This window comes from Burkholderia glumae LMG 2196 = ATCC 33617 (assembly GCF_000960995.1).
Classification (GTDB): domain Bacteria; phylum Pseudomonadota; class Gammaproteobacteria; order Burkholderiales; family Burkholderiaceae; genus Burkholderia; species Burkholderia glumae.
The window spans coordinates 2,299,788-2,325,200 of sequence record NZ_CP009435.1 but is presented as its reverse complement, the minus strand read 5'-3'; the positions used below and the strand labels follow the sequence as shown (position 1 = coordinate 2,325,200).

Annotated in this window: 24 protein-coding genes; 8 read left to right on the top strand and 16 right to left on the bottom strand. The window is 66.6% G+C overall.

Annotated features, from left to right (window positions below):
- Positions 1–24 precede the first annotated feature (24 nt).
- The 3 genes from KS03_RS31640 to KS03_RS23055 all read right to left on the bottom strand — a co-directional run bounded on the left by KS03_RS31640 (position 25) and on the right by KS03_RS23055 (position 2,114).
- The gene (locus tag KS03_RS31640; RefSeq protein WP_127913964.1) at positions 25–210 is read right to left on the bottom strand and encodes a hypothetical protein; all 186 of its coding nucleotides are present in this window, start codon (positions 208–210) and stop codon (positions 25–27) included.
- A gap of 62 nt (positions 211–272) precedes the next feature.
- Positions 273–875, bottom strand: coding sequence for a hypothetical protein (locus KS03_RS31635; protein ID WP_127913965.1), 603 nt, complete (start codon positions 873–875; stop codon positions 273–275).
- Positions 876–2,114 (bottom strand): tyrosine-type recombinase/integrase, encoded by a 1,239-nt coding sequence (locus KS03_RS23055; protein WP_045678893.1) that lies wholly within the window; start codon positions 2,112–2,114, stop codon positions 876–878. It abuts the gene before it with no gap.
- 734 nt (positions 2,115–2,848) lie between these two features.
- Here KS03_RS23055 and KS03_RS32905 point away from each other — a divergent pair.
- Positions 2,849–3,091: a L,D-transpeptidase family protein gene (locus tag KS03_RS32905; RefSeq protein WP_012735239.1), complete on the top strand. Its 243-nt coding sequence runs from the start codon at positions 2,849–2,851 to the stop codon at positions 3,089–3,091.
- Positions 3,092–3,178: 87 nt separating this feature from the next.
- Here the strand turns inward: KS03_RS32905 and KS03_RS30365 are convergent.
- Positions 3,179–3,984, bottom strand: a protein-coding gene (locus tag KS03_RS30365; protein WP_085962370.1) for an IS5 family transposase whose coding sequence is annotated in 2 segments (ribosomal slippage) — positions 3,179–3,654 and positions 3,654–3,984 — 807 coding nt in all. Because the reading frame shifts where the segments join, the coding sequence is not laid out codon by codon here.
- A gap of 277 nt (positions 3,985–4,261) precedes the next feature.
- Between KS03_RS30365 and KS03_RS33430 the strand changes: the two genes are divergently transcribed.
- Positions 4,262–4,441 carry an integrase core domain-containing protein gene (locus KS03_RS33430; protein ID WP_080569359.1) on the top strand — a complete coding sequence of 60 codons (180 nt, stop codon included), beginning with the start codon at positions 4,262–4,264 and terminating at the stop codon, positions 4,439–4,441.
- A 595-nt stretch (positions 4,442–5,036) separates the two neighbouring features.
- Here KS03_RS33430 and KS03_RS31630 read toward each other — a convergent pair.
- From KS03_RS31630 to KS03_RS23035, 3 genes are all read right to left on the bottom strand, one after another.
- A complete protein-coding gene (locus KS03_RS31630; protein WP_012735237.1) occupies positions 5,037–5,705 on the bottom strand; it encodes a DUF4276 family protein in 669 nt (222 codons plus the stop codon).
- A 15-nt stretch (positions 5,706–5,720) separates the two neighbouring features.
- Positions 5,721–7,154: an AAA family ATPase gene (locus KS03_RS30355; RefSeq protein WP_012735236.1), complete on the bottom strand. Its 1,434-nt coding sequence runs from the start codon at positions 7,152–7,154 to the stop codon at positions 5,721–5,723.
- Between the two features lie 555 nt (positions 7,155–7,709).
- Complete coding sequence (locus KS03_RS23035; RefSeq protein ID WP_232252270.1) at positions 7,710–7,922, bottom strand: Imm74 family immunity protein; 213 nt, start codon at positions 7,920–7,922, stop codon at positions 7,710–7,712.
- Between the two features lie 574 nt (positions 7,923–8,496).
- Between KS03_RS23035 and KS03_RS23025 the strand changes: the two genes are divergently transcribed.
- The 4 genes from KS03_RS23025 to KS03_RS23010 are packed head-to-tail and all read left to right on the top strand — an operon-like array spanning position 8,497 to position 14,703.
- Positions 8,497–12,045, top strand: coding sequence for a response regulator (locus KS03_RS23025; RefSeq protein WP_012735234.1), 3,549 nt, complete (start codon positions 8,497–8,499; stop codon positions 12,043–12,045).
- 15 nt (positions 12,046–12,060) lie between these two features.
- The gene (locus tag KS03_RS23020) at positions 12,061–12,909 is read left to right on the top strand and encodes a CheR family methyltransferase (protein ID WP_012735233.1); all 849 of its coding nucleotides are present in this window, start codon (positions 12,061–12,063) and stop codon (positions 12,907–12,909) included.
- 58 nt (positions 12,910–12,967) lie between these two features.
- Positions 12,968–13,591, top strand: coding sequence for a chemotaxis protein CheB (locus tag KS03_RS23015; RefSeq protein ID WP_012735232.1), 624 nt, complete (start codon positions 12,968–12,970; stop codon positions 13,589–13,591).
- A gap of 8 nt (positions 13,592–13,599) precedes the next feature.
- Positions 13,600–14,703 (top strand): hybrid sensor histidine kinase/response regulator, encoded by a 1,104-nt coding sequence (locus tag KS03_RS23010; RefSeq protein WP_017432158.1) that lies wholly within the window; start codon positions 13,600–13,602, stop codon positions 14,701–14,703.
- 173 nt (positions 14,704–14,876) lie between these two features.
- On the opposite strand, the gene KS03_RS30350 is transcribed toward KS03_RS23010, so the two are convergent.
- Together KS03_RS30350 and KS03_RS23000 are read right to left on the bottom strand one after the other, a co-directional pair.
- Positions 14,877–15,038 (bottom strand): DUF1328 family protein, encoded by a 162-nt coding sequence (locus KS03_RS30350; protein WP_012735230.1) that lies wholly within the window; start codon positions 15,036–15,038, stop codon positions 14,877–14,879.
- 61 nt (positions 15,039–15,099) lie between these two features.
- Positions 15,100–16,554: an RNA polymerase factor sigma-54 gene (locus tag KS03_RS23000; RefSeq protein WP_012735229.1), complete on the bottom strand. Its 1,455-nt coding sequence runs from the start codon at positions 16,552–16,554 to the stop codon at positions 15,100–15,102.
- Positions 16,555–17,084: 530 nt separating this feature from the next.
- Here KS03_RS23000 and KS03_RS22995 point away from each other — a divergent pair.
- Complete coding sequence (locus KS03_RS22995; protein WP_012735228.1) at positions 17,085–17,852, top strand: DUF4397 domain-containing protein; 768 nt, start codon at positions 17,085–17,087, stop codon at positions 17,850–17,852.
- Between the two features lie 251 nt (positions 17,853–18,103).
- Here KS03_RS22995 and KS03_RS22990 read toward each other — a convergent pair whose 3' ends face one another.
- From KS03_RS22990 to KS03_RS32185, 3 genes are all read right to left on the bottom strand, one after another.
- Positions 18,104–18,622: a DUF3005 domain-containing protein gene (locus tag KS03_RS22990; protein ID WP_012735227.1), complete on the bottom strand. Its 519-nt coding sequence runs from the start codon at positions 18,620–18,622 to the stop codon at positions 18,104–18,106.
- Between the two features lie 69 nt (positions 18,623–18,691).
- Positions 18,692–19,591, bottom strand: coding sequence for a MipA/OmpV family protein (locus tag KS03_RS22985; RefSeq protein ID WP_012735226.1), 900 nt, complete (start codon positions 19,589–19,591; stop codon positions 18,692–18,694).
- Positions 19,592–19,735: 144 nt separating this feature from the next.
- Positions 19,736–20,029, bottom strand: coding sequence for a hypothetical protein (locus KS03_RS32185; RefSeq protein ID WP_162486900.1), 294 nt, complete (start codon positions 20,027–20,029; stop codon positions 19,736–19,738).
- Positions 20,030–20,306: 277 nt separating this feature from the next.
- Here KS03_RS32185 and KS03_RS22975 point away from each other — a divergent pair, with 277 nt between their 5' ends.
- Positions 20,307–20,558, top strand: a complete 252-nt coding sequence (locus tag KS03_RS22975) for a hypothetical protein (protein ID WP_017425257.1) — start codon at positions 20,307–20,309, stop codon at positions 20,556–20,558.
- A gap of 355 nt (positions 20,559–20,913) precedes the next feature.
- On the opposite strand, the gene KS03_RS22970 is transcribed toward KS03_RS22975, so the two are convergent.
- The 4 genes from KS03_RS22970 to KS03_RS22955 all read right to left on the bottom strand — a co-directional run bounded on the left by KS03_RS22970 (position 20,914) and on the right by KS03_RS22955 (position 25,403).
- Positions 20,914–21,510, bottom strand: a complete 597-nt coding sequence (locus KS03_RS22970; protein ID WP_012735225.1) for a hypothetical protein — start codon at positions 21,508–21,510, stop codon at positions 20,914–20,916.
- A gap of 91 nt (positions 21,511–21,601) precedes the next feature.
- On the bottom strand, positions 21,602–22,225 hold the full coding sequence (locus KS03_RS22965; protein WP_017433649.1) for a DUF4142 domain-containing protein: 624 nt from the start codon (positions 22,223–22,225) through the stop codon (positions 21,602–21,604).
- A 122-nt stretch (positions 22,226–22,347) separates the two neighbouring features.
- Positions 22,348–22,737 (bottom strand): BON domain-containing protein, encoded by a 390-nt coding sequence (locus KS03_RS22960; RefSeq protein WP_012735223.1) that lies wholly within the window; start codon positions 22,735–22,737, stop codon positions 22,348–22,350.
- A gap of 308 nt (positions 22,738–23,045) precedes the next feature.
- On the bottom strand, positions 23,046–25,403 hold the full coding sequence (locus KS03_RS22955) for a hybrid sensor histidine kinase/response regulator (RefSeq protein ID WP_080569358.1): 2,358 nt from the start codon (positions 25,401–25,403) through the stop codon (positions 23,046–23,048).
- Between the last annotated feature and the right edge of the window lie 10 nt (positions 25,404–25,413).

Here is a 25,413-nt window from a genome sequence, read left to right as displayed (position 1 = left end):
ATGCCGCTAGGGAAATAGTTCCACTCAGGCGAGCGATGAGCAAATAATACCTGCAGGACTCGTAAAAAAACACCAGGGGATATCTGCGACTGCGAGTACGTCGCGCCACCGGGTTGCGTCGAACTGGCCGTTCCCGCCTATAGCGTTGCAGCCGCTGCGGCCTTCATTAAGCTTGGCTTCGAACAGGACCACCGTCATCAGCGTCAGCATATATACTCTGCCTCCTACCACCGTAGAAATCCGTCTGTCCGAGCCATTCGCAACGCGACTCGCTACGGATTCGCGCCGCCAGAACCGCTTGCTATGGGCGGCAACAACAAGCGCAGTCTACCCGTGAGATTCCGAACCGCCTGAAAGTCGAAATTTGAATAGACGTTCGGAGGACCACTGCCGCCTGTTGCTAACTGGCGCGGCATCATTTCGGAATGATTTTTCGGGGTGGAATACCGCCCGGCCCAGAGGAGAAATGTTTCCAGTCGCTCGCACAATCCTGCCTCTGGTCCGGTGAGTTGAACACCGGCCAGTTGCGCGATATCGCGAAGGTTATGGCTCATGAGTCGCTTTGTCACGGCGCGATCCTTCGCTTTGATCGACGCCGCCACGGTTTGGTTGGTCAGGGCGATACCTTTGAGCAAGACTTCGACCGCGAGCGCACCGAGCATCAGTGCGTTATGGCCGATCCCAGGAACATAGGTAACAGCCGGCGATGGGTTCGCTGTCATTCCACATACCTTGTCGGCAAGATCGTTTTCTGCGACCTGCGCAACGATGTCGAACGAGCGCATCAAGGAATCCGCGTCGAGAGCCCAAGCCACAGGCTCTGCTCGCAAAAATTCAAACTGCTGCTCCCAGTACTTTTCTGTCGAGTTTGGCACTTACTCCTCCGCGGCCTCAGATTCCGATTCGTCGGTTGCTACCAGTCCCGCCGCCTGCATCATCGCCGTGGTGGCCGTCTCCATCGAATTGCGAACCGGCTCCATCCAAAGCCGCGCATAGATTGCCGTCGTCTGCGTCGACTTGTGATTCAGCGACCGGCCGATCACCGACAGGTTCGCGCCGGTCCCGGCCTGCCACGACCCCATAGTGCGGCGAAGATCGTGCAGCCGAAGATCGGCAATGCCAGCCTTGTCGAGAATAATCTTCCATGCTTTCTTCGGTGAAACTAAATGTCCTGCCTCGCCAGAACCTGGGAATACGAACGGAGAATCGTTGCGCTCCTTATCCCGCGCTCGCAGAATAGTCACCACATCCGGAACTAGTGGAACACTTTGCGGCGTTCCATTTTTCGTGTCCGGGATACGCCACTCCGCTCGGTCGAGATTCACCTGATCCCAACGCATCGCAAGAACATTCCCTCTGCGCGCGCCAGTCAGCAGGCTGACCAAGATGTAGTCCCTCACTGTGGCATTCGGATATGCCAAGACCTGCTCGAAAAACTTCGGCAGCTCGTCCGGCTGCAGGAAGCGATCCCGGCTGACTTCGCTATGTTTACGGATACCGTGGCATGGATTGATCTGGTTCCAGATTCCCCATTCGATCGCCTTGCCAAAGACACTGCTGACAAGCGCAAGCACCCGGTTCGCCATCACCTTGTGATCTTTGCTGATCTTGGTGAACAGTTGAGCAACCGTCGCCTTCGTGATATCCGATAGCTGCCGCGATGCGAGGTTGATACCGTCCCCATTACTGGAAAGGTATTTCTCGAATTTCTGCTTGTCTTCCGCTGCCGTCTTTTTGTGCGGGACGCTGTGATTCTCGTAGTACTGGCCAAACAACTCGCCAAAAGTCATCTCCGCGCGGCGGGCACGCTTCAGCTCGGCTGGATTCATCCCACCGGCGATGTCCGCGATCAGGGTCAGAGCTTGCGTCCTCGCCTTATCGACCGTCAGATCGGGATAGCGCCCAATCTTGATCCGCTCTGGCTTACGATTTACTTTCCGATAGAGAACAAACGTCTTGACGCCGCTCGGGCCGATGCCGATCGCAAGACCGCTCACCTTCGTGTCGTAGTAATACTTCCAACCCTTCTCTGGCATCGGCAACGCTTCGATCGCCGCTTTCGTAAAATTCACGGCGTCCTTGCCCGCCCGCTGCTTTTTCTCGCTATCGCTCATCGTTGCTACCATTTTGCTACTATGTGTAGCGTTGTGGGTCGGAACAGAAAATTGCAATGAGATTAAATTTTACATCAAATCAATGGCTTATAATTTTCATCTACCGCCAACGACGTTGAAAATAGCGGGGGCACCCGATTTGGGATCAGAGGGTCGTAGGTTCGAATCCTATCGCTCCGACCAAAGAAATCAAGGGGTTACATGCCGAAAGCGTGTAACCCTTTTTCTTTACCCGGCTCATATAACTACCATCGATCCGGCCGGGTTTCGATCTAATGCCGGGGTTTATCGGGCCGGCTACCCTAGCGCCTAGCGGGGCGCGTTCCGGGGCCTTTGACGTCACAGGCGGCTGACCGCGCGTGCGCGCCATTCATCGGAAAACGAGATTTTCAGAGGAACGTTACCCCTTGCCGAGGTAGCACGAGCGACATATGTGCCCGCAATTGCCTCGTCCGAGCCTCAATATTAGAATCGTTCACAAAAATGCCGAGGGCGACACATGCCAAATATGCCGCCGAGATCGGTAAGCCAACTGCGCCCATGTGCGCACGCAGCACCGTTTCCCTTCGCTTCGATGGTCGACGCCTCACCATGGTCGGCAATCCCACCCGCGTCTACTCGGCTGTTTCAGGCAGGCCGGACGACAGCGGCAAGTTTGACTATTCCGAGGCACGCGAGGAAGTCCGCCGCGAAGGTCCGATTCCCCCGGAACATACTGGATTCGACCGTCCCAGATGTGGACGAATCACTGGTACGACATCGCGCCACGAGCTGCCTGGGGCGATCATCGCATCACGATCCACGTCATGCCTGGCACGGCCACGTTCGACGGTGGTGGTTTCTTCATCCACGGCGGCACGCATGCCGGCAGCGCGGGCTGCATCAACCTGCACGCTGGCATGGAGCAATTCGTGAAAGACCTACAGGCCGCCACCGGCGGCTCTGACTGCTACATTCCGTTGACGGTGCAATACTGATGGCGCGCCGGCCCCTCAAATTCACCATAGGCGTACTGCTGCTGATCATCGCCGTGGGTGCGATCGCATTTACCGTGCTAAGAGTCGCTAACACAAGTCATCCACGAATCTGGAGCAGATGACGGCGGCAGCCAGGACAAGCAGAGCGGTATGAATATCGAGGCGTCGTTCGAAGCGAATTCGAAGCTTGCCGAATCCGGCGAACCAGGCATGCGTACGCTCGACGACCCAACGATGCCTGCCCAGCCGTTCGCTGCTTTCGATACCGCGGCGTGCAATACGAGCCTTGATGCCGCGCTGTCTCAGATAACGTCGACAACGCCCGAAGTCATACCCTTTGTCAGCGTGCAGTTTGCTCGGGCGCTTGCGTGGCGGACCGTTCAGCCCGGGTACCGCAGGAATGGCATCGAGCGTGGACTCGAATGCCATCGAATCGTGGCGGTTGGCTCCCGTGATCGTGACGGCCAGAGGAATGCCGCGTGCATCTACGACGATGTGTCGCTTCGATCCGAGCTTGCCGCGGTCGGTCGGGTTGGGGCCGGTTTCCTGGCCCCCCGGGGGCTGGAGACGCTGGCTCCATCGAGGCTGGCGCGTTCCCAATCGATCTGGTCGTGCTCACGCAGCCGACGCAGCATCGCCAGATGCAGCCGGCGCCATACACCGGCCGCTTGCCAGTCTCGCAGACGTCGCCAACACGTCATGCCACTGCCGAAGCCCAGTTCTTGCGGGAGGTCTTCCCACGGGATACCGGTTTGCAGCACATATAGGATGCCGTTGAGCGCAGCTCGGTCATCGACCGTGCGCCGCCGTCCGCCCTTGGGCGATGGGGTGAATTCCGGAATCAGCGGTTCCAGCTCCACCCACAACTCGTTGCTGATTTTGCGTCTTGCCATATCGCAGACGATACGACTTCTGCTACGTCATGTCTAGGTTATGTTAGCGGCTCTAAACCTGCGGGACGCCTACGGCAACGGCCCCCCTTACTATGGCCGCACCACGAACATGGACAATTGGGAAAACCCGTTGCCGGTGCTCGTGCCGGTCGATGTGGGCGTGATCGTGCTGATCGGGATCTACGCCGTTTGGCTGCGCCGCACACGATGACCGTGAGCGTCGAACTGGAAAACACCAGCCAAGCCGGCACCAAGGATCGAAGAGCGGCGGTGAGAACTGGCTCTACCACAACAGCAATGCCGCACCGAAGCGCACGAGTCGGTCGGCCATGCCCGGCGTCCCATCGGCAACTACATTGAGCTGTATAACCGGAAACGGCCCCATTCGAGTCTGGCGGATCAGACGCCGGATGAGGCATGCTTCGCGATGCTGCCTGCGATCCAATCGGCAGCATGATTGCCGCGGTCGTTCCACTTGAAAATCTCAGAGAACTGTCCGAACGAGTGAGGCCACCTCTAGTGGCTACTGGCTTCTCGCAATTTTCCGCTACGAAACTTGTCGAGTCTACTGACACCGGCATGACTGGTTAGTATCGCCCCACTTCGACGTCGCCACGGCGATCACAGCCGCTCGGCTTATCCCCTGCTTCGCAGCACGTTCGTCTACATACGCCAGCAGCGCCGGATCAACGCCTAGGCTGATTGTTACCTACTTCGGCCGCACGGCCAATGCTGGCCGATCGCGGCCGGCCGCCGCCCTGCAACGCGCGACCGGCGTAGATCGACCCACAACGGTCCCTCACAGCATCTTGGGACGGACGGCGGCTCTCGAGCGTAGAGCGGCCATCCGCCTGATCCTGGCCAGCACGCGCCTCGTTACCACCGCATTGTCAAGGGGCAACCGGCGCGTCAATGATCTTGCCACCAGATCAGTCAGTCCTCGCATTAAAGCCGGTGAGTCATCAACTCCCGTTCGCGAGCGTCCGAACAGTCCTATCTCCGGAACGGACGGTCTCCAAGACCAAGCGGCTCATCGCCGCTACCCTTGACTTCTATCGCGTCGCTTTGATGGGCCTGGGGATGGCTTTATGCGTTTTCTCTGAGGGCACAGTGAAGTTGGTACGAAAAAAATCTCTAACCTGTTTTTCCGCAAATTGAAAAGACGCAAGTTGACGCAGCACACTCGGATCGAGAATCTCCGCCACGCGATGCCGTGCGGCCTCCGGACTGAACCTTCGCCGGTGCCTTCCTGTCACCTCGGCTGCCGCCGTTAGTGACTCGAACAGTTTGCTCTTGGGGTCTGCGAGCCCTTCAATGGCAGCGGCTTTGGGGAGCTTGAGTGGGGTACGTCCATCAGGATTGCCAGCGGCTGAACGGATCGCCGGTTCGTCCAGCAGCAGCCAGCTTTCGGTCATCCGCACAGGTACAAGGCAAATATGCGGAAGGTGCTGGGGTGCAGACTCCGCCAGCGCCGTCTGGATTTCTTGCACGCGGGTTTCAAGAGGCTCGCGCTCCGCATCTCGATGAATAAAAAGCAAATCGCACGGAAAAAGCTCGATTACCCGAGGAAGCCTAGCGTTGAGCGCACCTGAATGAAGTCCGTCGGCGAACAGCGTTCGATGGGGAAACGGGCTCCACTCGTCCAAGAGAAACTGGACAATAGGCAGCAGAGTCCGATCCGATGTGCCATCAGTAAGTAGCGTTACTGTCAGAGTTTTCATATATAGGCCACGCGATTAGGCACTTCGAAAAAGATCCAGTGTCTCAATCGGCGGCAAATGGTCCACAACGTGTTTAGGACCATTGCTCCTTGACCTCGCTCTCATGCCAGAGAGATAGGCATGCAACTCACCTCGTGTGATAAATCCTGAATCGGACGCGTTTGGCGCTCGCGCGCGCCAAGTCCCGCCAATAGGCTTAAAGTTTGCAAACGAGGCACCACGCAGGCGCAAAGATTCAGCAAAGAGCAATTCGTCGTCTAAAAGCTCAGCTACGACCAGCGGCGAATGTGTATTTATGATGACCTGTCGCAACGAATGCTGAACGGCAAGCTCCTCTCCCGACAAGTCGGCATCGGAAAGTTCCCTGACCAAGCGAAGCATCTCAGGAATTCGCAAAGGATGGATGCCGTTCTCAGGTTCTTCCAAGCACACCAGTCCTTTGGCATCTGGATCGCTAGCCAGCACCGCAAGTACGAGGAACCGGAGCGTGCCATCCGACAATGAACTCGCGGGATACGAACGACCATCGCTCATCTTCACCAATAGTGTGCGCTGCTGCCTCGTCTCATCGGTATCTACATCCAAGGCAGTCACTCCGGGGATCAAATCAGCCAATCGATTCGCAATATCGCTGTATCTACCCAAACGGAACAAAGTATTGGGCATATGCTTCCCCGTGGGAGAAAGCGAGGCGTCGTCAAACACATCGTCCGGCGCGCGCAATGCCGAAGGCTCCAATTGCAACATACGCCACGATTGCATTTCTCTGCGGGCAGCCAAGGCCGTCGGGTGCGATGACAGATTAACGCCGGAAAGAATAGTTTGCGGACTCTTGCGGGCAGATATCTTCTGAGGCTGCCCGCCGCTACGGTCGCTGCGCAGCAAGATTGTGATGTCCAAATCCTTGCTATCGGTTTCGATGAATGGAGATGTACGTGGCCCAGGTCCAAAGATCAGCTTTTTATTTTTAGCGAGATCAGCACCGACGCTGAACGAAAGGAATTTCTGCGCTTCACTGGACGGCTTCGCACGTAATTCTTCGCGTTCGATGTGGATCGGATCTTTTGAAGAGCCAAGTGTCGCTTCAGTATTAAGACGAAGCACCAAGGAATATTCAAGCAAGGTCGCCGTAGGCTTGACATTGCGGTCGAAATCATCGACAACGTCATTTGGGACAATCATCTCCGCAAGAAATTCCATTCGGAGTTCCTTCTCCCCCTTTTCATGGAAAAACAGTGACTCGAATTCTGACGCCCGGCCATGTGTACCGCGCACATTGCTGCATGCCTTGAGAATCGGCATGGATGCCAAATCGCACAAGAAAGTGATTGCATCGAACAGATTCGATTTCCCCACACCATTGGCACCGGCAATGCAAGTGAACAGACCGAACTGAATGTCGATCTTCCGAAGATTCTTGAACCCGACAACTTTCAAACGAGTCAGCATGATGTTCCTTGGCCGATTTGCAGGGCGATGAGCTGACGTGACCACCGAAGTAGTCCGTGACAGCTTCTAACAAAATTCCACCGGTAGGCAGCCCTAGTGAAAAACAGGAAGATTACTATCATTGCGAAAATTTTACATCCTGTGGACTTGTCCTTTCATAACGGGACAAACGGTATGCCTCATGCCGCCCCGAAAAGCCTGTGAACAAATCGCCGCGTCGTGACGAACGTGCGCTTACGGATTGCCAACGACGTTTGGCTGTCCGCGCGATGTTGTGGGCAAATGCCCCATACTGGCCGGTCTGCGAAGATCACGCGTCGCGGGGCAGCCGCCGGGCGCATCCCATCCAACTCGGCCCGTTGCGCCACCTCGACGGCGCTCCGTCGATCAGAACACCATTTTGTACACCGGACACGGCCCATTCGCGTCTGTCCGATCAGACGCCGGATAAGGCGTACCGCCCCGACGCTGCTGAAATCAAATCGGCAGCATGGCCGCCCCGGCCTTCCCAGTTGGAAATTCCAAGCTACGGTTCGAACGCGCGCGGCCACCTCCTTACTCGAAGTCCACCACCATCCTGCGCCCGGAGAAGTACGCCTCGATCGCCTCGATGATCTGCTGGCGGTCCGTCTCGCTCAATGATTCCTTCTTCCCTGCCGACGCAAGCTCGTTCAGGGTGTTCAGATAGACCACGAACGCGGGATCCCCGGGCTTGGAGACCAGCAGCCCCTCGCCCTGCACGCGGGCCTTGCGCGAACCTTCGCACAACTGGATATCACTGCGGGAAACACCGGTCACAACAAAGCCCATGACTTACCTCTGAAAAATGATGGTGATTTCCCTGGTGCTCGGGTCAATGGCCTGGATCATCTCGACGTTCGAGCTGGTCATCAAGTTGCCCTTCCCATACCCGTCCCACAACGTGTTGCCGAAGCGCAGTTCCTTGCCGACCGGGCCGCGCACTAGGCCGCAAGCGCCCTGATCATACGCCCTCGACACCTGCTCTCATTCGTTGATCGCGGTCGGGTTGTCGGCATCCCGAGCCAGCCTCTTCGCCGTTGGCTGCTCGAGCAGCAGTTTCCGTCTAGTGCCGCCATTCGCCTTGGCAATGCCCAAGGCGTGGGTCCATGCGCCCAACGCCACGGCGCCGCGCGGGCCCACCACGCCCGCCTCGCATGCCGCCAAATCTGTCCGTCGCGCACCGCATCAGCTAGCGCGCGCCGAGCCTGCCGCAGTAGTATGTGAGCCCACCCGGCGCCAGGGGGCTCCCGGTCATGCGGCGACGCCGTCGCCGTGCAGAAAATACCGCCCGGGATTCGAGGCACGCTACAAAACGGAAAAAATGACCGCCACCGCTGCAGTCGATCAGACCGCATTCCAACGCATCATCCAGCGCAACATCGCCCTGCCGCTGGGCATGGGCATCGTGACGGCGGGCGTGTTCATCGCGCTCGTGCTCTATCTGGTATCGGTCATGAGCTGGGTGGAGCACTCCGAACGCGTGATCGGCGACGCCAATGAAATGCTGCGGCTCGCGGCCGAGCGCGAATCATCGCTGCGCGGCTATCTGCTGACCGGCAACGAAACCCTGCTCTCGCCTTACGAGCAGGACGACGCGCGCCTGCAGGCGGAGATCGAGTCGCTGATGAAGCTGGTGGCGGACAACCCGTCACAGGTCGATACGCTGCGCCAGATCCAGGCGTTCCAGGACACCTGGAACCGCTATTCGAGCGAACTGATCGACCTGCGGCGCCGCAATCTCGACTATCGCGGCGCCTTGCAGGCCGATCAGGGCCGCCGTGCGTTCGATGCCACGCGCCGCGAGTTCGGCGCCTTCCTCGACGTGGAGTTGGCGCTGCGCCAGCAGCGCAGCGCCTCGGCCAGGAGCCTGACCTGGACGCTGGTGGGCATCTTCCTGCTGTTCAGCGTGCTGGCAAGCGCCCTGCTCGCCTGGCGCGGCCGCCGTGAGCTGCTCGACCTCTCGCGCACCTACGACGGCGCGCTACGCCGGCAGGCCGAACAGACCGAGGTCTTGCAGCAGCAGGTGTGGCTGCGCTCGGGACAGCGCCTGCTGGCCGAGAAGGTGGTGGGCCAGGGCAGCACGGCGCTCGTCGGCCTCGCGATACTCGACTTCCTCGCGCAGTATCTCGACGTGATGGTGTCGGCCGTCTACGTGCGCGAGCCCGCCACCGGCGAGTTGTGCCGCGTGGCCACACACGGCTTCAGCCACGCGCATCAGAGCGCGGGCCGCAGCTTCCGCGAGCCCGAAAGCCTGGTCGGCCAGGCGGCCGCCTCGCGCCGCACGATCGTGCTGCACGACGTGCCCGACACCTATCTGACGGTCGGCTCCGGGCTCGGCGCGAGCCGGCCGCGCGGCATCGTGGTGCTGCCGACCCTCAACGACAACGCCGTCAACGGCGTGGTCGAGCTCGCCTTCATGCGCGAGATCGAGGCACGCGATCTCGAACTGCTGCAACTGGTTGCCACCAGCATGGGCGACTTCCTCGCGGCGGCGCAGTATCGCGAACGCCTGCAGGAGACGCTTGCCGAAACGCAGCAGCTCAACGAGGAGCTGCAGGTTCAGCAGGAGGAACTGCGCGTTTCGAACGAAGGGCTCGAGGAGCGCGGCCGCGCGCTGGCCGACTCGCAGGCGCGGCTCAAGGAACAGCAGGCCGAGCTCGAACAGACCAACGTGCAGCTCGAGCAATACGCGCAGCGGCTCGAACGGCAGAAGGACGAACTCGTCACGGCGCAGGAGGCGCTATCGGCCAACGCCGCGCGCCTCGAACAGTCGAGCCGCTACAAGTCCGAATTCCTCGCCAACATGTCCCACGAGCTGCGCACGCCGCTCAACAGCTCGCTGATCCTCGCGCGGCTGCTGCAGGAGAATCGCACCGGCAACCTGACCGACGAGCAGGTGCGCTACGCGGAAACGATCCACGCCTCGAACAGCGACTTGCTGGTGCTGATCAACGACATCCTCGACCTCTCGAAGGTCGAGGCCGGCCAGATCACGATCGAGCCCGAGACGGTCTCGCTGGACGCGCTGCTGCAGTCGCTGCGCGAGACCTTCGAGCCGATGGCCGCCGCCAAGGGGCTCGCGCTCGCGCTCGAACGCACGCCGGGCACGCCCGCCACGCTCGTCAGCGACGGCCAGCGCGTGACGCAGATCCTGCGCAATCTGCTGTCGAACGCGCTGAAATTCACCGAACACGGCGCAGTGACGCTGACCATCTCGGCCGAGGGCCAGCGCATGGTGCGCCTAGACGTGCGCGACTCGGGCATCGGCATCGCGGCCGACAAGCTGGAGCTGATCTTCGAGGCGTTCCAGCAGGCCGATGGCTCGACCAGCCGGCAATACGGCGGCAGCGGCCTTGGCCTGTCGATCTCGCGCGAGTTCGCGCGGCTGCTCGGCGGACGCATCGGCGTGGCCAGCGAGCCGGGCAAGGGCAGCGTGTTCACGCTGTGGCTGCCGCTCGATCCGGCGTTCGCGCAGGCACCGGGCCAGAGCGCGGTCGCGCCGGCCGATCTGGCCGCTTCGTCCGTGCCCGTGCTCGTGCCCGCGGCCGGCGCCGCACTGCCGCCGCCCTTCGCCACGCCCGCGCTGCATGCCCCCCAGCCTCACGCGCCGGCGGCACCCGAGCAAGCCGCAAGCGACGCCGAGCGCCGCGGCGCCGCGCCGATCGCCGACGACCGCGACGCACGCCGGCGCCCGCACCGCCTGATCCTCGCGATCGAGGACGACCCGGTGTTCGCCGCGATCCTGCGCGATCTGGTGCACGAGCTCGATTTCGACTTCGTGCATGCGAGCGACGGCAGCTCGGGCATCGCACTGGTGCGCGACATGCAGCCGACCGCCGTGCTGCTCGACATCGACCTGCCCGACCGCTCGGGGCTGACCGTGCTCGAATGGCTCAAGAACGACACGCTCACGCGCCACATCCCGATCCATATCGTGGCAGCCACCGACCATACCGAGAAGGCGCTGCACCTGGGCGCGGTCGGCTACACGCTCAAGCCCACCGCGCGCTCGACGCTGGAAGCGGCGATCCGGCGCCTCGAAGGGCGCCTGCAGCAGCAGGTCAAGCGCGTGCTCGTGATCGAGGATGACAGCGCGATGCGCGAGAGCATCCGCGTGCTGCTGGAAGGCGAGACCACCGAGATCGTCGCGGTGGCCACGCTCGCGAGCGCGCTCGACGCGCTCGCGCAGGGCGGCTTCGACTGCGTGGTGACCGACCTCGCACTGCCCGACGGCACCGGCTACGACCTGCTCGAACGGCTCGCCGCCGACACCGCACGCGCGCGGCTGCCGGTGATCGTCTACACCGGGCGCGTGCTGTCGGCCGACGAAGAGCACCGGCTGCGCCGCTACTCGAAGTCGATCATCATCAAGGGCGCGAAATCGCCCGAGCGGCTGCTCGACGAAGTCACGCTGTTCCTGCACAGCGTCGAAGCCTCGCTCGCGCCCGAACAGCAGCGCATGCTGCGCACGGTGCGCCAGCGCGACAACGCGTTCGAGGGCCGCGCGATCCTGCTGGCCGAGGACGACGCGCGCAACATCTTCGCGCTCTCGCACGTGATCGAGCCGCTCGGCGCGAAGCTGCTGATCGCGCGCAACGGCCGCGAGGCGCTCGACGTGCTCGAGCGCGGCGAGGCAGTCGATCTGGTGCTGATGGACGTGATGATGCCGGAGATGGACGGCCTGACCGCCACCGCCGAGATCCGCCGCGACCCGCGCTTCGCGCACCTGCCGATCATCGCGCTGACCGCCAAGGCGATGGCGCACGACCGCGTGCGCTGCCTGCAAGCCGGCGCGGACGACTACATCTCGAAGCCGATCGACGTCGACCGGCTGCTGTCGCTGTGCCGCGTCTGGTTCCGGCAGCGCTGACGCAAAGGGCAACCCATGCAACCCCACCCGCCCGTTCCGCCGCCGCGGCACACGGCCGATTTCGATATCGAGCTGAAGCTGCTGCTCGAGGCGATCTACCAGAAGTACCAGCACGATTTCCGCCACTATGCGCTGTCCTCGCTGCGCCGCCGTCTGAGCCAGGCGCTGACCGAATTCGGCCTGCCCACCCTCTCGCAGCTGCAGGACAGAATCCTGCGCAGCGAGGCCGACTTCACGCGCCTGTTCCAGTACCTGACGGTGCAGGTCAGCGACATGTTCCGCGATCCGCCCTACTTCCTCGCGCTGCGCGAGCACGTGCTGCCGCTCCTGCAGACCTATCCGTCGATCAAGGTCTGGGTGGCCGGCTGCTGCACCGGCGAGGAGCTGTGGTCGCTGAAGATCCTGTTCGACGAGGAAGGGCTGACCGAGCGAACGCTGTTCTATGCCACCGACATCAATCCCGACGCGCTCGCGCGCGCCGAGGCGGGCATCTACACGCTCGACCGGATCGCGGGATTCTCGCGCAACTATCTGGCCGCGGGCGGCACGCGCTCGCTGTCCGATTACTATCACGCGGCCTACGGCGGCGCGCGCTTCTCCGCCTCGCTGCGCGAGCGCGTGGTGTTCGCCGACCACAGCCTCTCGACCGACGAGGTCTTCCTCGAAGCTCATCTGGTGTCGTGCCGCAACGTGCTGATCTACTTCGACCGTGCGCTGCAGGACCGTGCGCTGGCGCTGTTCGAGCGCAGCCTCGTGCGGCGCGGCTTCCTCGGGCTCGGCAGCAAGGAAAGCCTGCGCTTCTCCGCCCGTCCCGAGGCGTTCGGCGAGTTCCGCGAGCGCGAACGCATCTACCAGAAACGCTAGCGCCCATGGCCCCGTTCCCCCTGCCTCGCGTGCCCTCGGGCACCGCCCGGAGCCGCGCGTGAGCCGCCCGCCGCCCCTCTCCCCGCAGCGCCGGCGCGGGCCGCCCGGCACGCACGCGTTCGAGGCGGTGGTGCTGGGCGCCTCCGCGGGCGGCATCGAGGTGCTGAACCGGCTGCTGCCCGCGCTGCCGGCCGGCTTCGGCGCGGCCGTATTGATCGTCACGCACCTGCCGGCCGATTCGCCGAGCCATCTGGCGCAGACCTTCGCCCGCCGCTGCGTGCTGCCCGTCATCGAGCCCGACGCCGGCGAGCCGCTGCGGCCGGCCCGCGTCTACGTCGCGCCGCCGGCCTATCACATGCTGGTGGACGACGATCGCAGCGTGGCGCTGTCGGTCGACGCACGGGTGCGTTTCTCGCGGCCGTCGATCAACGTGCTGTTCGAATCGGCGGCCCACGTCTACCGCGAGCGGCTGCTCGGCATCCTGCTGTCCGGCGCCAACGACGACGGCACCGCCGGCCTCGAGGCCGTGCGCGCGCATGGCGGCACGGCCTGGGTGCAGGCGCCGGATTCGGCGGCCTCGCCGGTCATGCCGCGCACGGCGATCGAACATCACGCCGCCGACCACGTGCTCTCTCCCGCCGAGATGGCCCGCCGGCTCGCGGCCTTGCCGGTTTTTTCCTGATTCATGCCATGCCCCCAGTCAACATCCTGATCGTCGACGACATCGTCCACAACATCACCGCATTGCAGGCGCTGCTGGCGCGCCAAGACGTCGAGCTGCTGGTGGCCAATTCGGGGACCGCCGCGCTCGACCTGCTGCTCAAGCACGAGGTGGCGCTCGCGATCCTCGACGTCAACATGCCGGTGATGAACGGCTTCGAACTCGCCTCGCTGATGCGCGGCAGCCCGCGCACCTCGCACGTGCCGATCATCTTCCTCACCGCCAGCGCCGAGGATGCCTCGCGCACCTTTCGCGGCTACGAGGCGGGCGCGGTGGACTTCCTCTACAAGCCCGTCGATCCGCTGATCCTGCGCTCGAAGGTGGACGTGTTCGTTCAGCTCGAACAGCACAAGCGCCTCGTCGCCGAGCAGTTGCAGACCACCCGGCAGCTGCTCGAAGCCAACGAGATGCTGATGGCGGTGCTCGGCCACGATCTGCGCACGCCGCTCGGCGCGGTGCTGGCCTCGGCCGAGTACCTGATGCGCGATCCGTCCGGCACGCAGACCGCGGCGGTGGCCGCGCGCATCAAGAGCAGCTCGCTGCGCATGGCGCGGATGGTGCATCAGCTGCTCAATCTCGCGCGGCTGCAGGGCGGCCGGCTGCGGCTTCAGACCCGGCAGCTGGAGCTGGCCACGCTGTGCCGCGCGGTGGTCGACGAATTCAGCGGCACCGCCGGCAGCGAGCGCATCGCCGTGGCCGCGCGCGGCGACACCCACGGCGAGTGGGATGCGGACCTGCTCTGGCAGGCGGTGTCGAACCTCGTCAGCAACGCCCTGCATCACGGCGAGCCGAACGGCACCATCGTCGTCGAGATCGACGGCGAGGCGGCCCACCGGGTGTGCCTCAAGGTCAGCAACCACGGCGCGATCCCGCCGGCCGTGCTGCCCCACCTGTTCGAGGCCTTCGTGCCGGACGCGGCCACCACGCGGCCGCGCGGCGGCCTCGGGCTCGGCCTGCACATCGTGCAGAAGGTGGTCCAGATGCATCGCGGCTCGGTGCGCGCGCTGCCCGACAACGCCGAGCAGACCGTGTTCGCGGTGGAGCTGCCGCGCGTGGTGAAGAACGCCGCCTGAGCGCGCCCGGCTTCAGCGCGGGCCGCTCGCTCGGGCCCCGCGCGAGCCGGTGCCGCGCCGCTCCCGGCCGTGCAGGCGCTGCCATGAAAAAACCCTCGCGCCGGGCGAGGGTCGGGGGTGACGGGCAGGACCGCGCGATCCGCGCGGCGGCCGTGCCGGAGGCCGGATGGACCTTAGCGCCGGACCACCCCGAGCAGCAGCGTGACGAGGAAGATCACCACGAAGATGAAGAACAGGATCTTCGCGATCTCGGCCGCGCCCGCGGCGATGCCGCCGAATCCGAACACCGCCGCGATGATGGCGATGATGAAAAAGATGACCGCGTATCGAAGCATGTCTACCTCCAGTTTGGAATTGTGAAACCGTCGCCGCACGGCGGCACGGCCGCCGCGCGCCTCACACCGGCACGCGCCGGCGCAACTCGGCCGGCAGGATCTTCATGGCCTGCCGGTACTTGGTGACGGTGCGCCGCGCCAGCACCACGCCGCGGCCGGCCAGGCGCTGCGCCAGCGCCACGTCGGAAAGCGGTTCGCCGCCGGGCTCGGCCGCGATCATCTCGCGGATCAGCACCTTGGCCGCCGCCGCCGAGCAGGCGCCGCGCCCCGCCGCCTCGAGCTTGCGCGGGAAGAAGTGCTTGAACTCGAAGGTGCCGTGCGGCGTGGCCATGTACTTGTTGCCGGTGGCGCGCGAGATGGTCGATTCGTGCAGATCCAGCTCCTCGGCGATGTCGCGCAGCACCAGCGGCTTCAGCGCGATCGCACCGTAACGGAAGAAGTCGCGCTGCCGCGCGACGATGCATTCGCCCACGCGCTGGATCGTGTCGAAGCGCTTCTGCGCATTGCGGATCAGCCAGCGTGCCTCCTGCAGCTGCTGGCCGAGCGGCGACTGGGCCGATTCGCTCGACTTCGCGAACAGCTCGGCATAGAGCTTGTGGATGCGCGCGCGCGGCATCACCGCCGGGTTGATCGTCACCACCCAGCGCCCGCTCACCTGCCGCACGATCACGTCGGGCACCACGTAGTCGCCGCTCGCGCCGCCGAAATGGTTGCCCGGGCGCGGATCGAGCTTGCGCACCAGCGCGCAGGCCGCGCGGAGCGTGCGCGTATCGCAGCCGATGCGGCGCTGGATCTCGGCCGTCTCGCGGCGCGCGAGCCGTTCGAGATGATGCTCGGCGATCACCTTCGCGCACTCCACGTCGTCGCGCCCGCCCGGCATCGCGTTCAACTGCAGCATCAGGCACTCGGACAGCGAGCGCGCCGCGAGCCCCGGCTTGTCGAGCGACTGCACGAGCCGCAGCGCTACCGCGAGTTCCTGTTCGCTGAAGCAGGCGTCCGAATCGGCGATCGTGGCGGCCAGCTCGGCCAGCGACTGGCGCAGGTAGCCGTCGTCGTCGAGCGCGTCGATGATGGTGCGCGCGGCGGCGCGGTCACGCGTGTTGAGCGGATAGAGGCAGAGCGCCTCGTGCAGGTGTTCGTGCAGGGACGGTTCGAGCACGAGGCGGTCCGACGGCTCGACGTCGAAGCTCTCGTTGGAGCGGCGCAGCGAGCCGCGCATCGACGGTTCGGCCGTATAGGAAAGCTCGCCGTCGCGCGGGCCCGGTTCGGCGGTGACGAGGCTCGCGGGCTCCGACGTCTCGGCCGATTCGGCCGCGGCGGTCGCTTCGTCGAACGGCGTGCGCGTGTCGTCGTCGCCTGAAATCTGCACGTCCTCGAGAAACGGGTTGGTGTCGAGCGCCTGACGCAGTTCCTGCTGGAATTCGAGCGACGACAACTGCAGCAATCGCAGCGACTGTTGCAGCCGAGGCGTCAGCGTCAGGTGTTGCCGCATCTGTAGCGCGAGCGTAGCGGGCATCCGGATGCTCCTGTCGGTTAAGTGGTCCTGCCTCTCCTTTTGCAACATCCATACCAGCCTGCCCTCGGCCCGCCCGCGCCCGGCCCGACAGGGCTGCGCCGCCGTCGCCGCAGCGGCATTCGTTGCACACGCCGCCTGCGTGACGCCTTTTTTACAAGCACTTCGCAAGATTTGGGCCGCCGGGCGCGCTCATCGCACTCGCGGCCACGCTGCGCCCCCTGATGCGTGCCGCACGCGCGGCCAGCCAGGCGGAGGCGAGCCGGCGCGGCGCCCCTGCGCGGGCCGGCCCCGCGCCCGATTCAGGCGCCTCGCGGCGCGCTTCGTTTCCGCTCGCGCCGCGCGCCCGGCGGCCTCGGGCACGTGCCGTGCTCACCAGCAGGACCCGCCCACGATGGCGCGGGACCGGCGCAGCGGGTACCGAAGGGGGGTCGCGTCGCCGGGCAGTCAACATCATTGGTCGCGAGACACCGGCGCCGCGAGGCGCGCGGATTGAGCAACATCATATGAACGAGAGTTCAGAGAGGAAAAACATGAAAACGATTCGTACCCTGGCGGTGATGGTTTCGGCCGTGGCAGTGCTCGCCGCTTGCGGCGGCGACGGCAACGACATCGGCACCATTATTGGCGTGTCGAAGCCGCAGGCGCGCTTCATCCACGCCGTGCCGCTCGGCCCGAACGTCGATTACTACGTGAACGGGCAGCTCAACACGGCCAACATCGCCTACAAGGGCGTGACGCGCTACGGCGACGTGAGCAGCGGCGCCACCACCACGTCCTACAACGCCACCGGCACCAACTCGGCGGTCGGTTCCCAGTCGTTCACCACCGCCAACGGCCACCACTACACCACCATCGCGCTGCCGAGCAGCTCGTCGCCGATCGCGGTGATCGACGATCCGTATGCCAAGGGCCTGCTGTCGAACCAGGCGCGCCTGCGCAGCTTCAACGCCTCGCCGAACGCGCAGAACCTGGACATCTACGTGGTCACGGCCGGCAACACCAACATCTCGGCGGCCAACCCGACGCTGTCGAACGTGACCTACAAGAACGCGGTGCCGGCCACCACGCAGGATTCGATCTATCTGAACGGCGGCAACTACCAGATCATCGTCACGACCACCGGCTCGAAGACCCCGGTGCTGACGACGGCGCCGTTCAACCTGGCGAACAACGCCGACTGGCTGGTGGTGACGATCCCGGCGGGCGGCATTGCCGACGTGATGCCGAACGACATCCACGTCCTGGTCGCGCAGGGCAACGAGGCCGATTCGTCGGCGCAGGAGCTCGGCCCGCAATAACCGGCAACCGCGACCGCCAAGCGCGGCCCACGATGAGGGCCGTCGCGGCGGCCGACGATGCACGACACCCCCGTGCGAGGCGGGGGTGTCGGTATGGCAGGCAAGGGAAATGGCCGCCCGCGCGCAGATGCCGGCCGGCAGGCATGGCCGCCGGCGTGCGGGGCGTGCGGGGCGTGCAGGGCGCGCGGGCGCTGCCGCGGCTGCCGGGGCGGCGAGCGCAGGCGGCTCGCCGGGCCGGCATCAGGAAGCGATCAGGATGACGAAGGTTCGAGCCGGATCACGCGCACCGTGCGCGCGCCGTTCGTGCGGCCCGCATCGACGATGCCGGTCTGGCTGACCTGCCAGCCGAAGCGCGTCGCCACGGCCGGCTGCAGCCCGCCGCGGCGGCATGCGAAGCCGGCCAGGCCGTCGTCGGGCGTCACCACGCTGTCGTCGAGCGAGGCATTGGAGTGGATCTCGTTGTCGTGCCAGTGCGAGGCGTCGCGGTGCGCATCGAAGCTCTTGCCGTCCACGTCGACGCTGTTGCCCGAGGCGCCCATCGCCGCGTTGTCGAGCGTCGCGATCCGGCTCGCGGCACGGCGCACCGGATCGCCGTGCTCGAGCGTGTAGCGCGCGCGGTCGATGGCCGGCAGGCCGGTGGGCATCTTCGCGGCGATCCGCTCAGGGGTCAAGTGGCGGCCGGCGCCGCGTTCGGCCGCGGCCGTCGAGGGCGTCGGGTTCAATCCGGGGGCCGGCGTCTTCACCGGGTTTTGATTCCGTGCCTGCTCCATCGTCTCCTCCTGTACGGGGTGCCTCTCTCGCCGCACGGCCGGGCCGTGCGGCGGGCATGGATGCCAGAACTAGAACTGGTAATTGATCGACAGATCGAACGTGGCGTTCGCCGAACTCTGCGTGATCGGGCTGTGACGCGCGCTGCCCACCAGCTGCTGGATCGCGCCGTCGGCCGTGAGGAACCAGTGCTTGCGGAAGAACCACACCATGGTGATGCCGCCGCCATAGGATCTCAGGCCCGCCTTCGCAGAATACGCCGGAATTCCCGAGCGCGCCGATTCCCCCTGGTTTACCCCGAACCAGCTGTTCATGTAGCGCGAGTCGGCGAACGTGACGTTCGGGCCGGCGAACCAGAAAAAGCGCTCCGAGCTGCCCGGCAGCGGCATGTAGGCGGCGAAGTCGGCCACCCAGCCGTTCGCGCCGCCGATGTAGCGCTGCACGTCGCCGCGCAGCACCAGCGGAAAGCGCTTGGACAGCACGTAGTCCGCCGACAGCTTGATCTTCGGTGCCGGATTGATGTTGTCGAGGCCGTTCAGGTGGCCGAGATCGTCGGCCGAACGGCGCCCGAGATCGTAGCCGACCGACAGCGTCGCGCGCCAGTTCCGGCCGCGCAGGAAATTCACGCCCAGCCCCTCGCCGGTCGAGAGGAACAGCAGGTCGCGATAGCGCACGTCGATGCTCGGGCCGGCCATCGCGCGGTACTGGTCGGAGCCGTCGTACCGCGGCCGGAACGTGGAGGCCACGCCCACCCGCACGTCCCACTTGTCGGGCGGGTGCGGATTGAACAGGCTCTCGAGCGGCACGCCGGCCGAGTACTGCCACTCGCTGAGCGGGCCCGGCGTCTGCGCGCGGGCCGTCACGGCGGCCGCGCAGCACACCGTCAGGACGGTCAGCCGCGACGGAACGACCGCGCGGCGCATCAGGCCCAGGCGGCGCGGGGAAACGGGAACGGCACGGCATCGAATCATCAGCTTGTCCTCTTCGTGTTGTACGTTCTGCTGAGAGCGTCCCCAACCGCGCCCGCGAGCCCTGCGCCAGCCATGTGCCGGGCGCCGGCCGGCGCGCGTGTGCCGGTCCTCGTCCCGCTGTCGCGCGGGCGGCCGTCAGTCATGTTACCCGTGCCGCGCACGGCGTGGATGCACGACGTGCGCCGGCGCGCCCGGCTCGGAAGCGAAGCGCGCCCGGCCCTGCCGGCGCGAGGCCAGCGCGAGCCGCTCGGGCGGCTGCCGCGACGGCGGATCGCCCTCCGGCGCCTGCGGCGGCACCGGCGGATCGGGCGGCCCGTCGCCGCCGGGCTGCCGCTCGGGATCGATCTCGGGCACGGGCGGCGGCTCGGGGCGATGCATCCCCAGGCCGGCGAGCCGCTGTGCCCGCGGCACGGTCAACGCGGATGGCGAAGCAGACATGAGCGCCACGGTCGGTCCTCCCATTACAGAATCAGGGGACATATTTGCAAGTCCCATGCCAACGCGCCGGCGAGCCACGCGGGCATGCCCCGCATCGCGGCGGGCCAAGCCGGTCGCGGCGAAATGCGTCAGTTCCGTGAAATCGTTACACCGTCGCTGCAAATTTTGCAGCTGAACGCGCGGCGCCCGCCGCCGCCGGGCCGGGGCGCGCGCCGCGTTCGCCCGGCACGCCGCTTGCTGGATTCAGACGACTCCCTCAACACCCGGAGGACACCCGATGCGAATTGCTTCCCAGCCCATCCCTCAGGTCGATGCCGCAGCCCGACCGGCGCTCGAGCGCGACTTGCCGCTGCAGACCTCGGAACGCGAGCGCGCCCCCGCGCGCCCCGAAAAACGCATCGACGACACGCTCAAGGACACCTTCCCGGCCAGTGATCCACCCGCCACGGGCGGCGTGACGCGGATCGATCCGGAGCCGGAGCCGCCTGCCCGGCGCTCGCCCGAGCCAGACGAGCCGGGCACTGACTGACGGGGCCGGCCGCTGCCGAGTCATCGCCGGCCGCCGTGCGCTGGCCCGGGCCACGCCCGGCCGAGCCCGCCGTCGTGCAAGCCAGCGGCCGGGAGCTGAACGGCCCCGGCCGCTTCGAGGCGGATACCGGCACCGATGCGCCGCCGCACGGCGCGTCATCGAGCTTGTCGGGAAAGGAACCGCGCGGCGGTCGCCAGCGAGCCGCACCGCGCTGTGCAGGGATGGCCGTCAGGCCGACCTGTTTTCAGGAGCGTCCTTCAGGGGCGCTCTCTTTTTGTCCGGCAGCGGCCGAGCCGCCGCAAACGGCGGCGGCTGCGCGGCTCGCCGACGCAGTCGCCACCGCCGCGCGCGCCGTTCAGTGCGTCAGCCCGCCCCGTTCGCCGAGTTCGCCGCGCACCGGCCCCGGCACCACCTCCTCGGGCGGCGGCAGCACGGCGGCCAGCCCGAGCGCGTCGAGCCACAGTTCGCGCGACCAGCCGCGCGCATGCAGCGCGCGCGGCTCGCCGTCGGCCTCGATGGCCTCCACCAGGTCCTTCAGCACCTGCGCCACCGGCCCGGTGATGCGCTCGGCCGCGATCCCGAGCAGCGTGCGGTTCAACTGGTCCTTGGTCTCGATCAGCAGCACGCACTCGGCCGCCACGCGCAGGGCCGCGGCGCGGTCGTCGCCCTGCGCCGCATAGGCGATCACCTCGAGCAGCGACTTGCCGAGCGCGGCGGCGGCCGTGCGGCCGTGCGAGGTGGCGTCCGCGTCGAGCCCGAGCGCGTCGAACGCCGTGCCGAACACCTGCGCCCGGCGCCGCGCCGCGTCGCGGTGCGCGCGCCACTCGTCGGCAAGCTCGTCGCGCGCGGCGCAGGCCAGCGCCGCCTCGTAGACGGCCGCCGCGCGCAAGCTGGTTTCGCGCGCCTGGTACAGCAGCTGATGCAGCCCTTCACGATCGAACCGGGTCGTCATCGTGCACCCTCCCTCCTGTTCGGCATTGGCATGCCGGCGTTCCCGCCGGCCTGAAACGGGCGGCGGCGCGGCCACGCGCCAAGCCCGCGCCTCAGTTGCCCACCTGCTGCGCGAGCTTCTGGGCGGCGGCCAGATGCTTGCGCAACATCGGCAGGCCCTGCTGCGCGAACGCGCGCAGCTCGCTCGAATGGCCGCCGCGCGCCTGCGCCTCGAACAGCCGGATCGCCTGCCGGTGCGCGGCCGGCCCCGCCACCGCCAGATAGGCGACGTCGAAATCGTGGCCCTGCTTGCCGCGCAGCGCCTCCACGTCGGGATCGACGATCTTCGCCGCCTGCGCCGGCACGCCCTGCTTGGCGGCAATCATGCGCAACTGCTCGTTGGCGCGGCCATGGTCGTCGAGCATCATCTTCGCGAACTCGCGCACCGCCGGCGACGCCGAACGCTCGATCGCGAGCTGGCTCGCCTGCACCTCGCGCTTGCCGGCCAGCGAGGCCTTGTCGACGAACTCGGGATCGATGCCCTGCGGACGCTTCGCGATATCGGTGTCGCCCACCGGCGAGGCCGGCTTGACGATCTCCGCGCCGACCCGCGGGTCGGCCGCGGGCGGGGCGTGCGGCGTCGGGTTCGGGTTGGTCTGGGCGGATGCCGCGAAGGGAATGCCGAGCGCGACGGCAATCGCCGCCGCGCGCCATGCTCTGCTGGATCGTTTCATCATCGCTCTCCTGGTCGCATTGCGGATCGGGCCGGCGCGCGGGCAGCGGCGCGATCACGGAATCTCGGAGGCCGTCACCGGCGAATCACGTGCGAACCCGCCGGCGGCGGCGTGCCGAGCGGTGCCTAGCGCGCGTGGATGGTCAGTTGGTCCTGCACCGCGCGCACGCCGTCCACGCGCTTCACGGCGGCGATCGCGAGCGGGCGCTGCGATTCGTCGGGCACGCTGCCCGTGAGCGTCACGTTGCCGTCCTTGACGCTGACGTGCACGTCGCCCGAGTCGAGGCCGCTGGCCTGCACCAGTGCCGCCTTCGCCTCGGTGATGAGGGTCATGTCGTGCAGCTTCGCGCCGGCGGCGTGCGACGCCGAGGCAAGCGTGTCGCCGGCCGCGTTCGCATCGAACGCGGCGACCGCGCAGAACGCGGTGGCCGCCGTCAGCGCCGCCGCCAGAAGGCGGCGGCCCGGATGCCGCCGGCGCGGCGTCGACGGGAACGGGCGTGCGATGCGAGGCTTCATCGGGGTCTCCCTGGATGGGCCGGCCGGACGCCGGCGGTCTCTGCCGGAGCGCAACCGCCGTTCCCGGCCGTAGGCCCGCGCCGCGCGCGGCGCCGCGGCTTGACGCGTGCTTTTCGTCAAGCCGATTGCAAGTTTTACGAAGCACGCGGCAGACGCGACGAGGCGGCGCGCACGGGGCGCAACGGCATCAGCGCGAGGCACGGGCAGCGGCCCGAAGCGGGAACGGAACGCGCTGGCGAGGCCGCGCTCGGCATGCGCAAGCCGGGGGACGAGGCGCCCGCCCCGGATCGGGCGGGCGAGCCGGCGGCTCAGTCGGGCAGCCGCGAGTCGAGCGCCTGCGGCGGCGGCAACGCGTGCGTCGGCACCTCGCCGCGCGCCTGCGTAGTGCGCAGGATCTCGCGTGCGAGCAGCTGGATGTCGACCGGCTTGCACAGATAAGCGTCGAAGCCGGCGGCCAGCACGCGCCGCTCGTCGGCCTGCCCGGCGTGGGCAGTCACGGCCAGCACCGGCGCGGTCGTGTAGTTGCCGCCATGCAGCGCGTCGAGCAGCCAGAACCCGTCGCCGTCCGGCATCGCGAGATCGGACAGCACGACGGTAGGCCGCGCGGCCTCGATCCTGGCGAGCGCGTCGCGCCCCGACTCGGCCACCACGATCTCGGCGCCGAGCGTGGCGAGCGCGGTGGCGAGGCTGGTGCGCGAGGTGGCGTCGTCGTCGACCAGCAGGATGCGCTGCCCGCCGAGGTGCAGCCGCTCGCGCGTGGCCGGCGCGCTCGTCGTCTGGGCGGCCCAGGTCAGCGTGCCGGCCGGCTGCCAGCCGGCCGGCAGCGCGACCTCGAAGGTGGTGCCGTGGCCGGTGCCGTCGCTCGTCACGCGCGCGCTGCCGCCGTGCAGCTCGGCGATGTGGCGCACGATCGACAGGCCCAGCCCGAGGCCGCGGCGCGGTGAGGCGGGCGAGCCCTCGGCGCGCCGGAACGCCTCGAATACGTGCGGCAGGAATTCGGGCGCCACGCCCTGCCCCGTGTCGGTCACGCTCAGCAGCGCGCGGGCGTTCTCGCGGCTGAGCGCCACCGTCACGCGGCCGCCGCGCGGCGTGAACTTGAAGGCGTTCGACAGCAGGTTCGAGAGCATCTGCCTGAGCCGCTCGGCGTCGCCCGACACGATGCAGGTGTCGAGCTCGCAGTGCGTCTCGAGCGTGATGCCCTCGTTGGCGGCCGTGGTGCCGAGCGCGCCCGTGACGTCGGCCACCACCCGCACCAGATCGACCGGCATCGGGTCGAGCCGCAGCTTGCCGGTGGCGAGCGACGAGGCGTCGAGCAGGTCGGCCACCATCCGCGACAGCGAACGGGCGCTGCGGTCGATCGCGTCGATTGCCTGACGCTGCAGCGCCTCGGCCACCGGGTTGCGCATCACCTCCACCCAGCCGTAGATCACGTTGAGCGGCGTGCGCAGCTCGTGCGAGACGATCGCGAGCAGCTCGTCCTTCAGGCGGTTCGAGGTGTCGGCCTGGCGCCGCGCGTCGCGCGCGCCGCGCAGCCGATGATGATTGTCGCGCTCGCGGCGGCGCTGCAGGCGCGCGTCGCGCAGCGTCAGCGACAGCGCCACGCAGACCTGCTCGTCGTCGAACACCGGCGAGGCGGCCAGCGTCGCGCGGAACCGCTCGCCGTTCTCGCGCACGCAGAGCAGGTCCACGCCGCTCACGGCGTCATGCACGTCGCGCACCGCCGCGGCAAGCGGATGGCGGCGCTGCCAGCGCGGCGCGACCAGCATGCCGGCGTCGCGGCCGAGCGCCTGCGCCTCGGCATAGCCGAACATGCGCTGCGCGGCCGGGTTCCAGCTCGTGATCAGGCGATCGGCGCCCACCCCGATGATGGCGTCGGGCGAAGCGTCGACGAGCCGCCGCAGCATCTGGTTCGCGGTGGCGCGCTCGTGATCGGCGCTGACGTCGCGCAGCACCAGCACCGCGCCGCTGCGCACGCCGTCCGGGTCGCACAGCGGCGAGGCGACGGCGGCCACCGGAATGCGCGCGCCCTGCCCGGCGGGCCGCAGCCACAGCAGGTCGGAGGCGCCGGGCTCACCGCGAAGCACGCGTTCGAGCACGGTGGTCGAGCGCGTGCCGGCGCCGTGGCCGTCGTTGCCGTGCAGCGCGTCGGTCAGCGCGCGGCCGTGCGCGACGCGGGCGTCGAGATCGGCGAGCGCGGCCGCGGCCGGGTTCAGGTAGGTGATGCGGCCGGCCGAATCGGTAACGATCACGCCCTGCGTCAGCGATGCGAGCACCGACTCGTATTGCTGGCGCGCGGCGGCCTCGCGGCGGCGCAGCGCGTCGTTGGTCAGCCGCGAATGGTGAAACGCGGCCACCACGGCGCAGACCACGCCCGACACCAGCAGGAACAGGCCGATCTGCATGGCCTGCATCGCGGGCACCAGCGGATAGGCGCGCGGGTCGCTGACGAACAGCAGCCAGATCAGCAGCGCGCTCACGAGCGAGGCGACGAGGCCGGCGCCGAACGAGATCGTCCACGCCACGCCCGCGATGAAGGGGTAGTAGAGCAGCAGCGGCATGTTCGGGCCGCCGTAGTGGACCAGCAGCGACTGCAGCACCGTCGCCATCGCGACCAGCGCGGCACCCGTCATGCCATTTCGAATCCAGCCTGATTGCATTTGGGTCATCCGTTCGATT

Coding starts and splice junctions, on each gene's coding strand:
- KS03_RS31640 (WP_127913964.1), bottom strand. CDS start 210: ATGCTGACGCTGATGACGGTGGTCCTGTTCGAAGCCAAGCTTAATGAA.
- KS03_RS23055 (WP_045678893.1), bottom strand. CDS start 2,114: ATGAGCGATAGCGAGAAAAAGCAGCGGGCGGGCAAGGACGCCGTGAAT.
- KS03_RS32905 (WP_012735239.1), top strand. CDS start 2,849: ATGTGGACGAATCACTGGTACGACATCGCGCCACGAGCTGCCTGGGGC.
- KS03_RS31630 (WP_012735237.1), bottom strand. CDS start 5,705: ATGAAAACTCTGACAGTAACGCTACTTACTGATGGCACATCGGATCGG.
- KS03_RS30355 (WP_012735236.1), bottom strand. CDS start 7,154: ATGCTGACTCGTTTGAAAGTTGTCGGGTTCAAGAATCTTCGGAAGATC.
- KS03_RS23025 (WP_012735234.1), top strand. CDS start 8,497: ATGACCGCCACCGCTGCAGTCGATCAGACCGCATTCCAACGCATCATC.
- KS03_RS23020 (WP_012735233.1), top strand. CDS start 12,061: ATGCAACCCCACCCGCCCGTTCCGCCGCCGCGGCACACGGCCGATTTC.
- KS03_RS23010 (WP_017432158.1), top strand. CDS start 13,600: ATGCCCCCAGTCAACATCCTGATCGTCGACGACATCGTCCACAACATC.
- KS03_RS30350 (WP_012735230.1), bottom strand. CDS start 15,038: ATGCTTCGATACGCGGTCATCTTTTTCATCATCGCCATCATCGCGGCG.
- KS03_RS23000 (WP_012735229.1), bottom strand. CDS start 16,554: ATGCCCGCTACGCTCGCGCTACAGATGCGGCAACACCTGACGCTGACG.
- KS03_RS22995 (WP_012735228.1), top strand. CDS start 17,085: ATGAAAACGATTCGTACCCTGGCGGTGATGGTTTCGGCCGTGGCAGTG.
- KS03_RS22990 (WP_012735227.1), bottom strand. CDS start 18,622: ATGGAGCAGGCACGGAATCAAAACCCGGTGAAGACGCCGGCCCCCGGA.
- KS03_RS22985 (WP_012735226.1), bottom strand. CDS start 19,591: ATGATTCGATGCCGTGCCGTTCCCGTTTCCCCGCGCCGCCTGGGCCTG.
- KS03_RS32185 (WP_162486900.1), bottom strand. CDS start 20,029: ATGTCTGCTTCGCCATCCGCGTTGACCGTGCCGCGGGCACAGCGGCTC.
- KS03_RS22975 (WP_017425257.1), top strand. CDS start 20,307: ATGCGAATTGCTTCCCAGCCCATCCCTCAGGTCGATGCCGCAGCCCGA.
- KS03_RS22970 (WP_012735225.1), bottom strand. CDS start 21,510: ATGACGACCCGGTTCGATCGTGAAGGGCTGCATCAGCTGCTGTACCAG.
- KS03_RS22965 (WP_017433649.1), bottom strand. CDS start 22,225: ATGATGAAACGATCCAGCAGAGCATGGCGCGCGGCGGCGATTGCCGTC.
- KS03_RS22960 (WP_012735223.1), bottom strand. CDS start 22,737: ATGAAGCCTCGCATCGCACGCCCGTTCCCGTCGACGCCGCGCCGGCGG.
- KS03_RS22955 (WP_080569358.1), bottom strand. CDS start 25,403: ATGACCCAAATGCAATCAGGCTGGATTCGAAATGGCATGACGGGTGCC.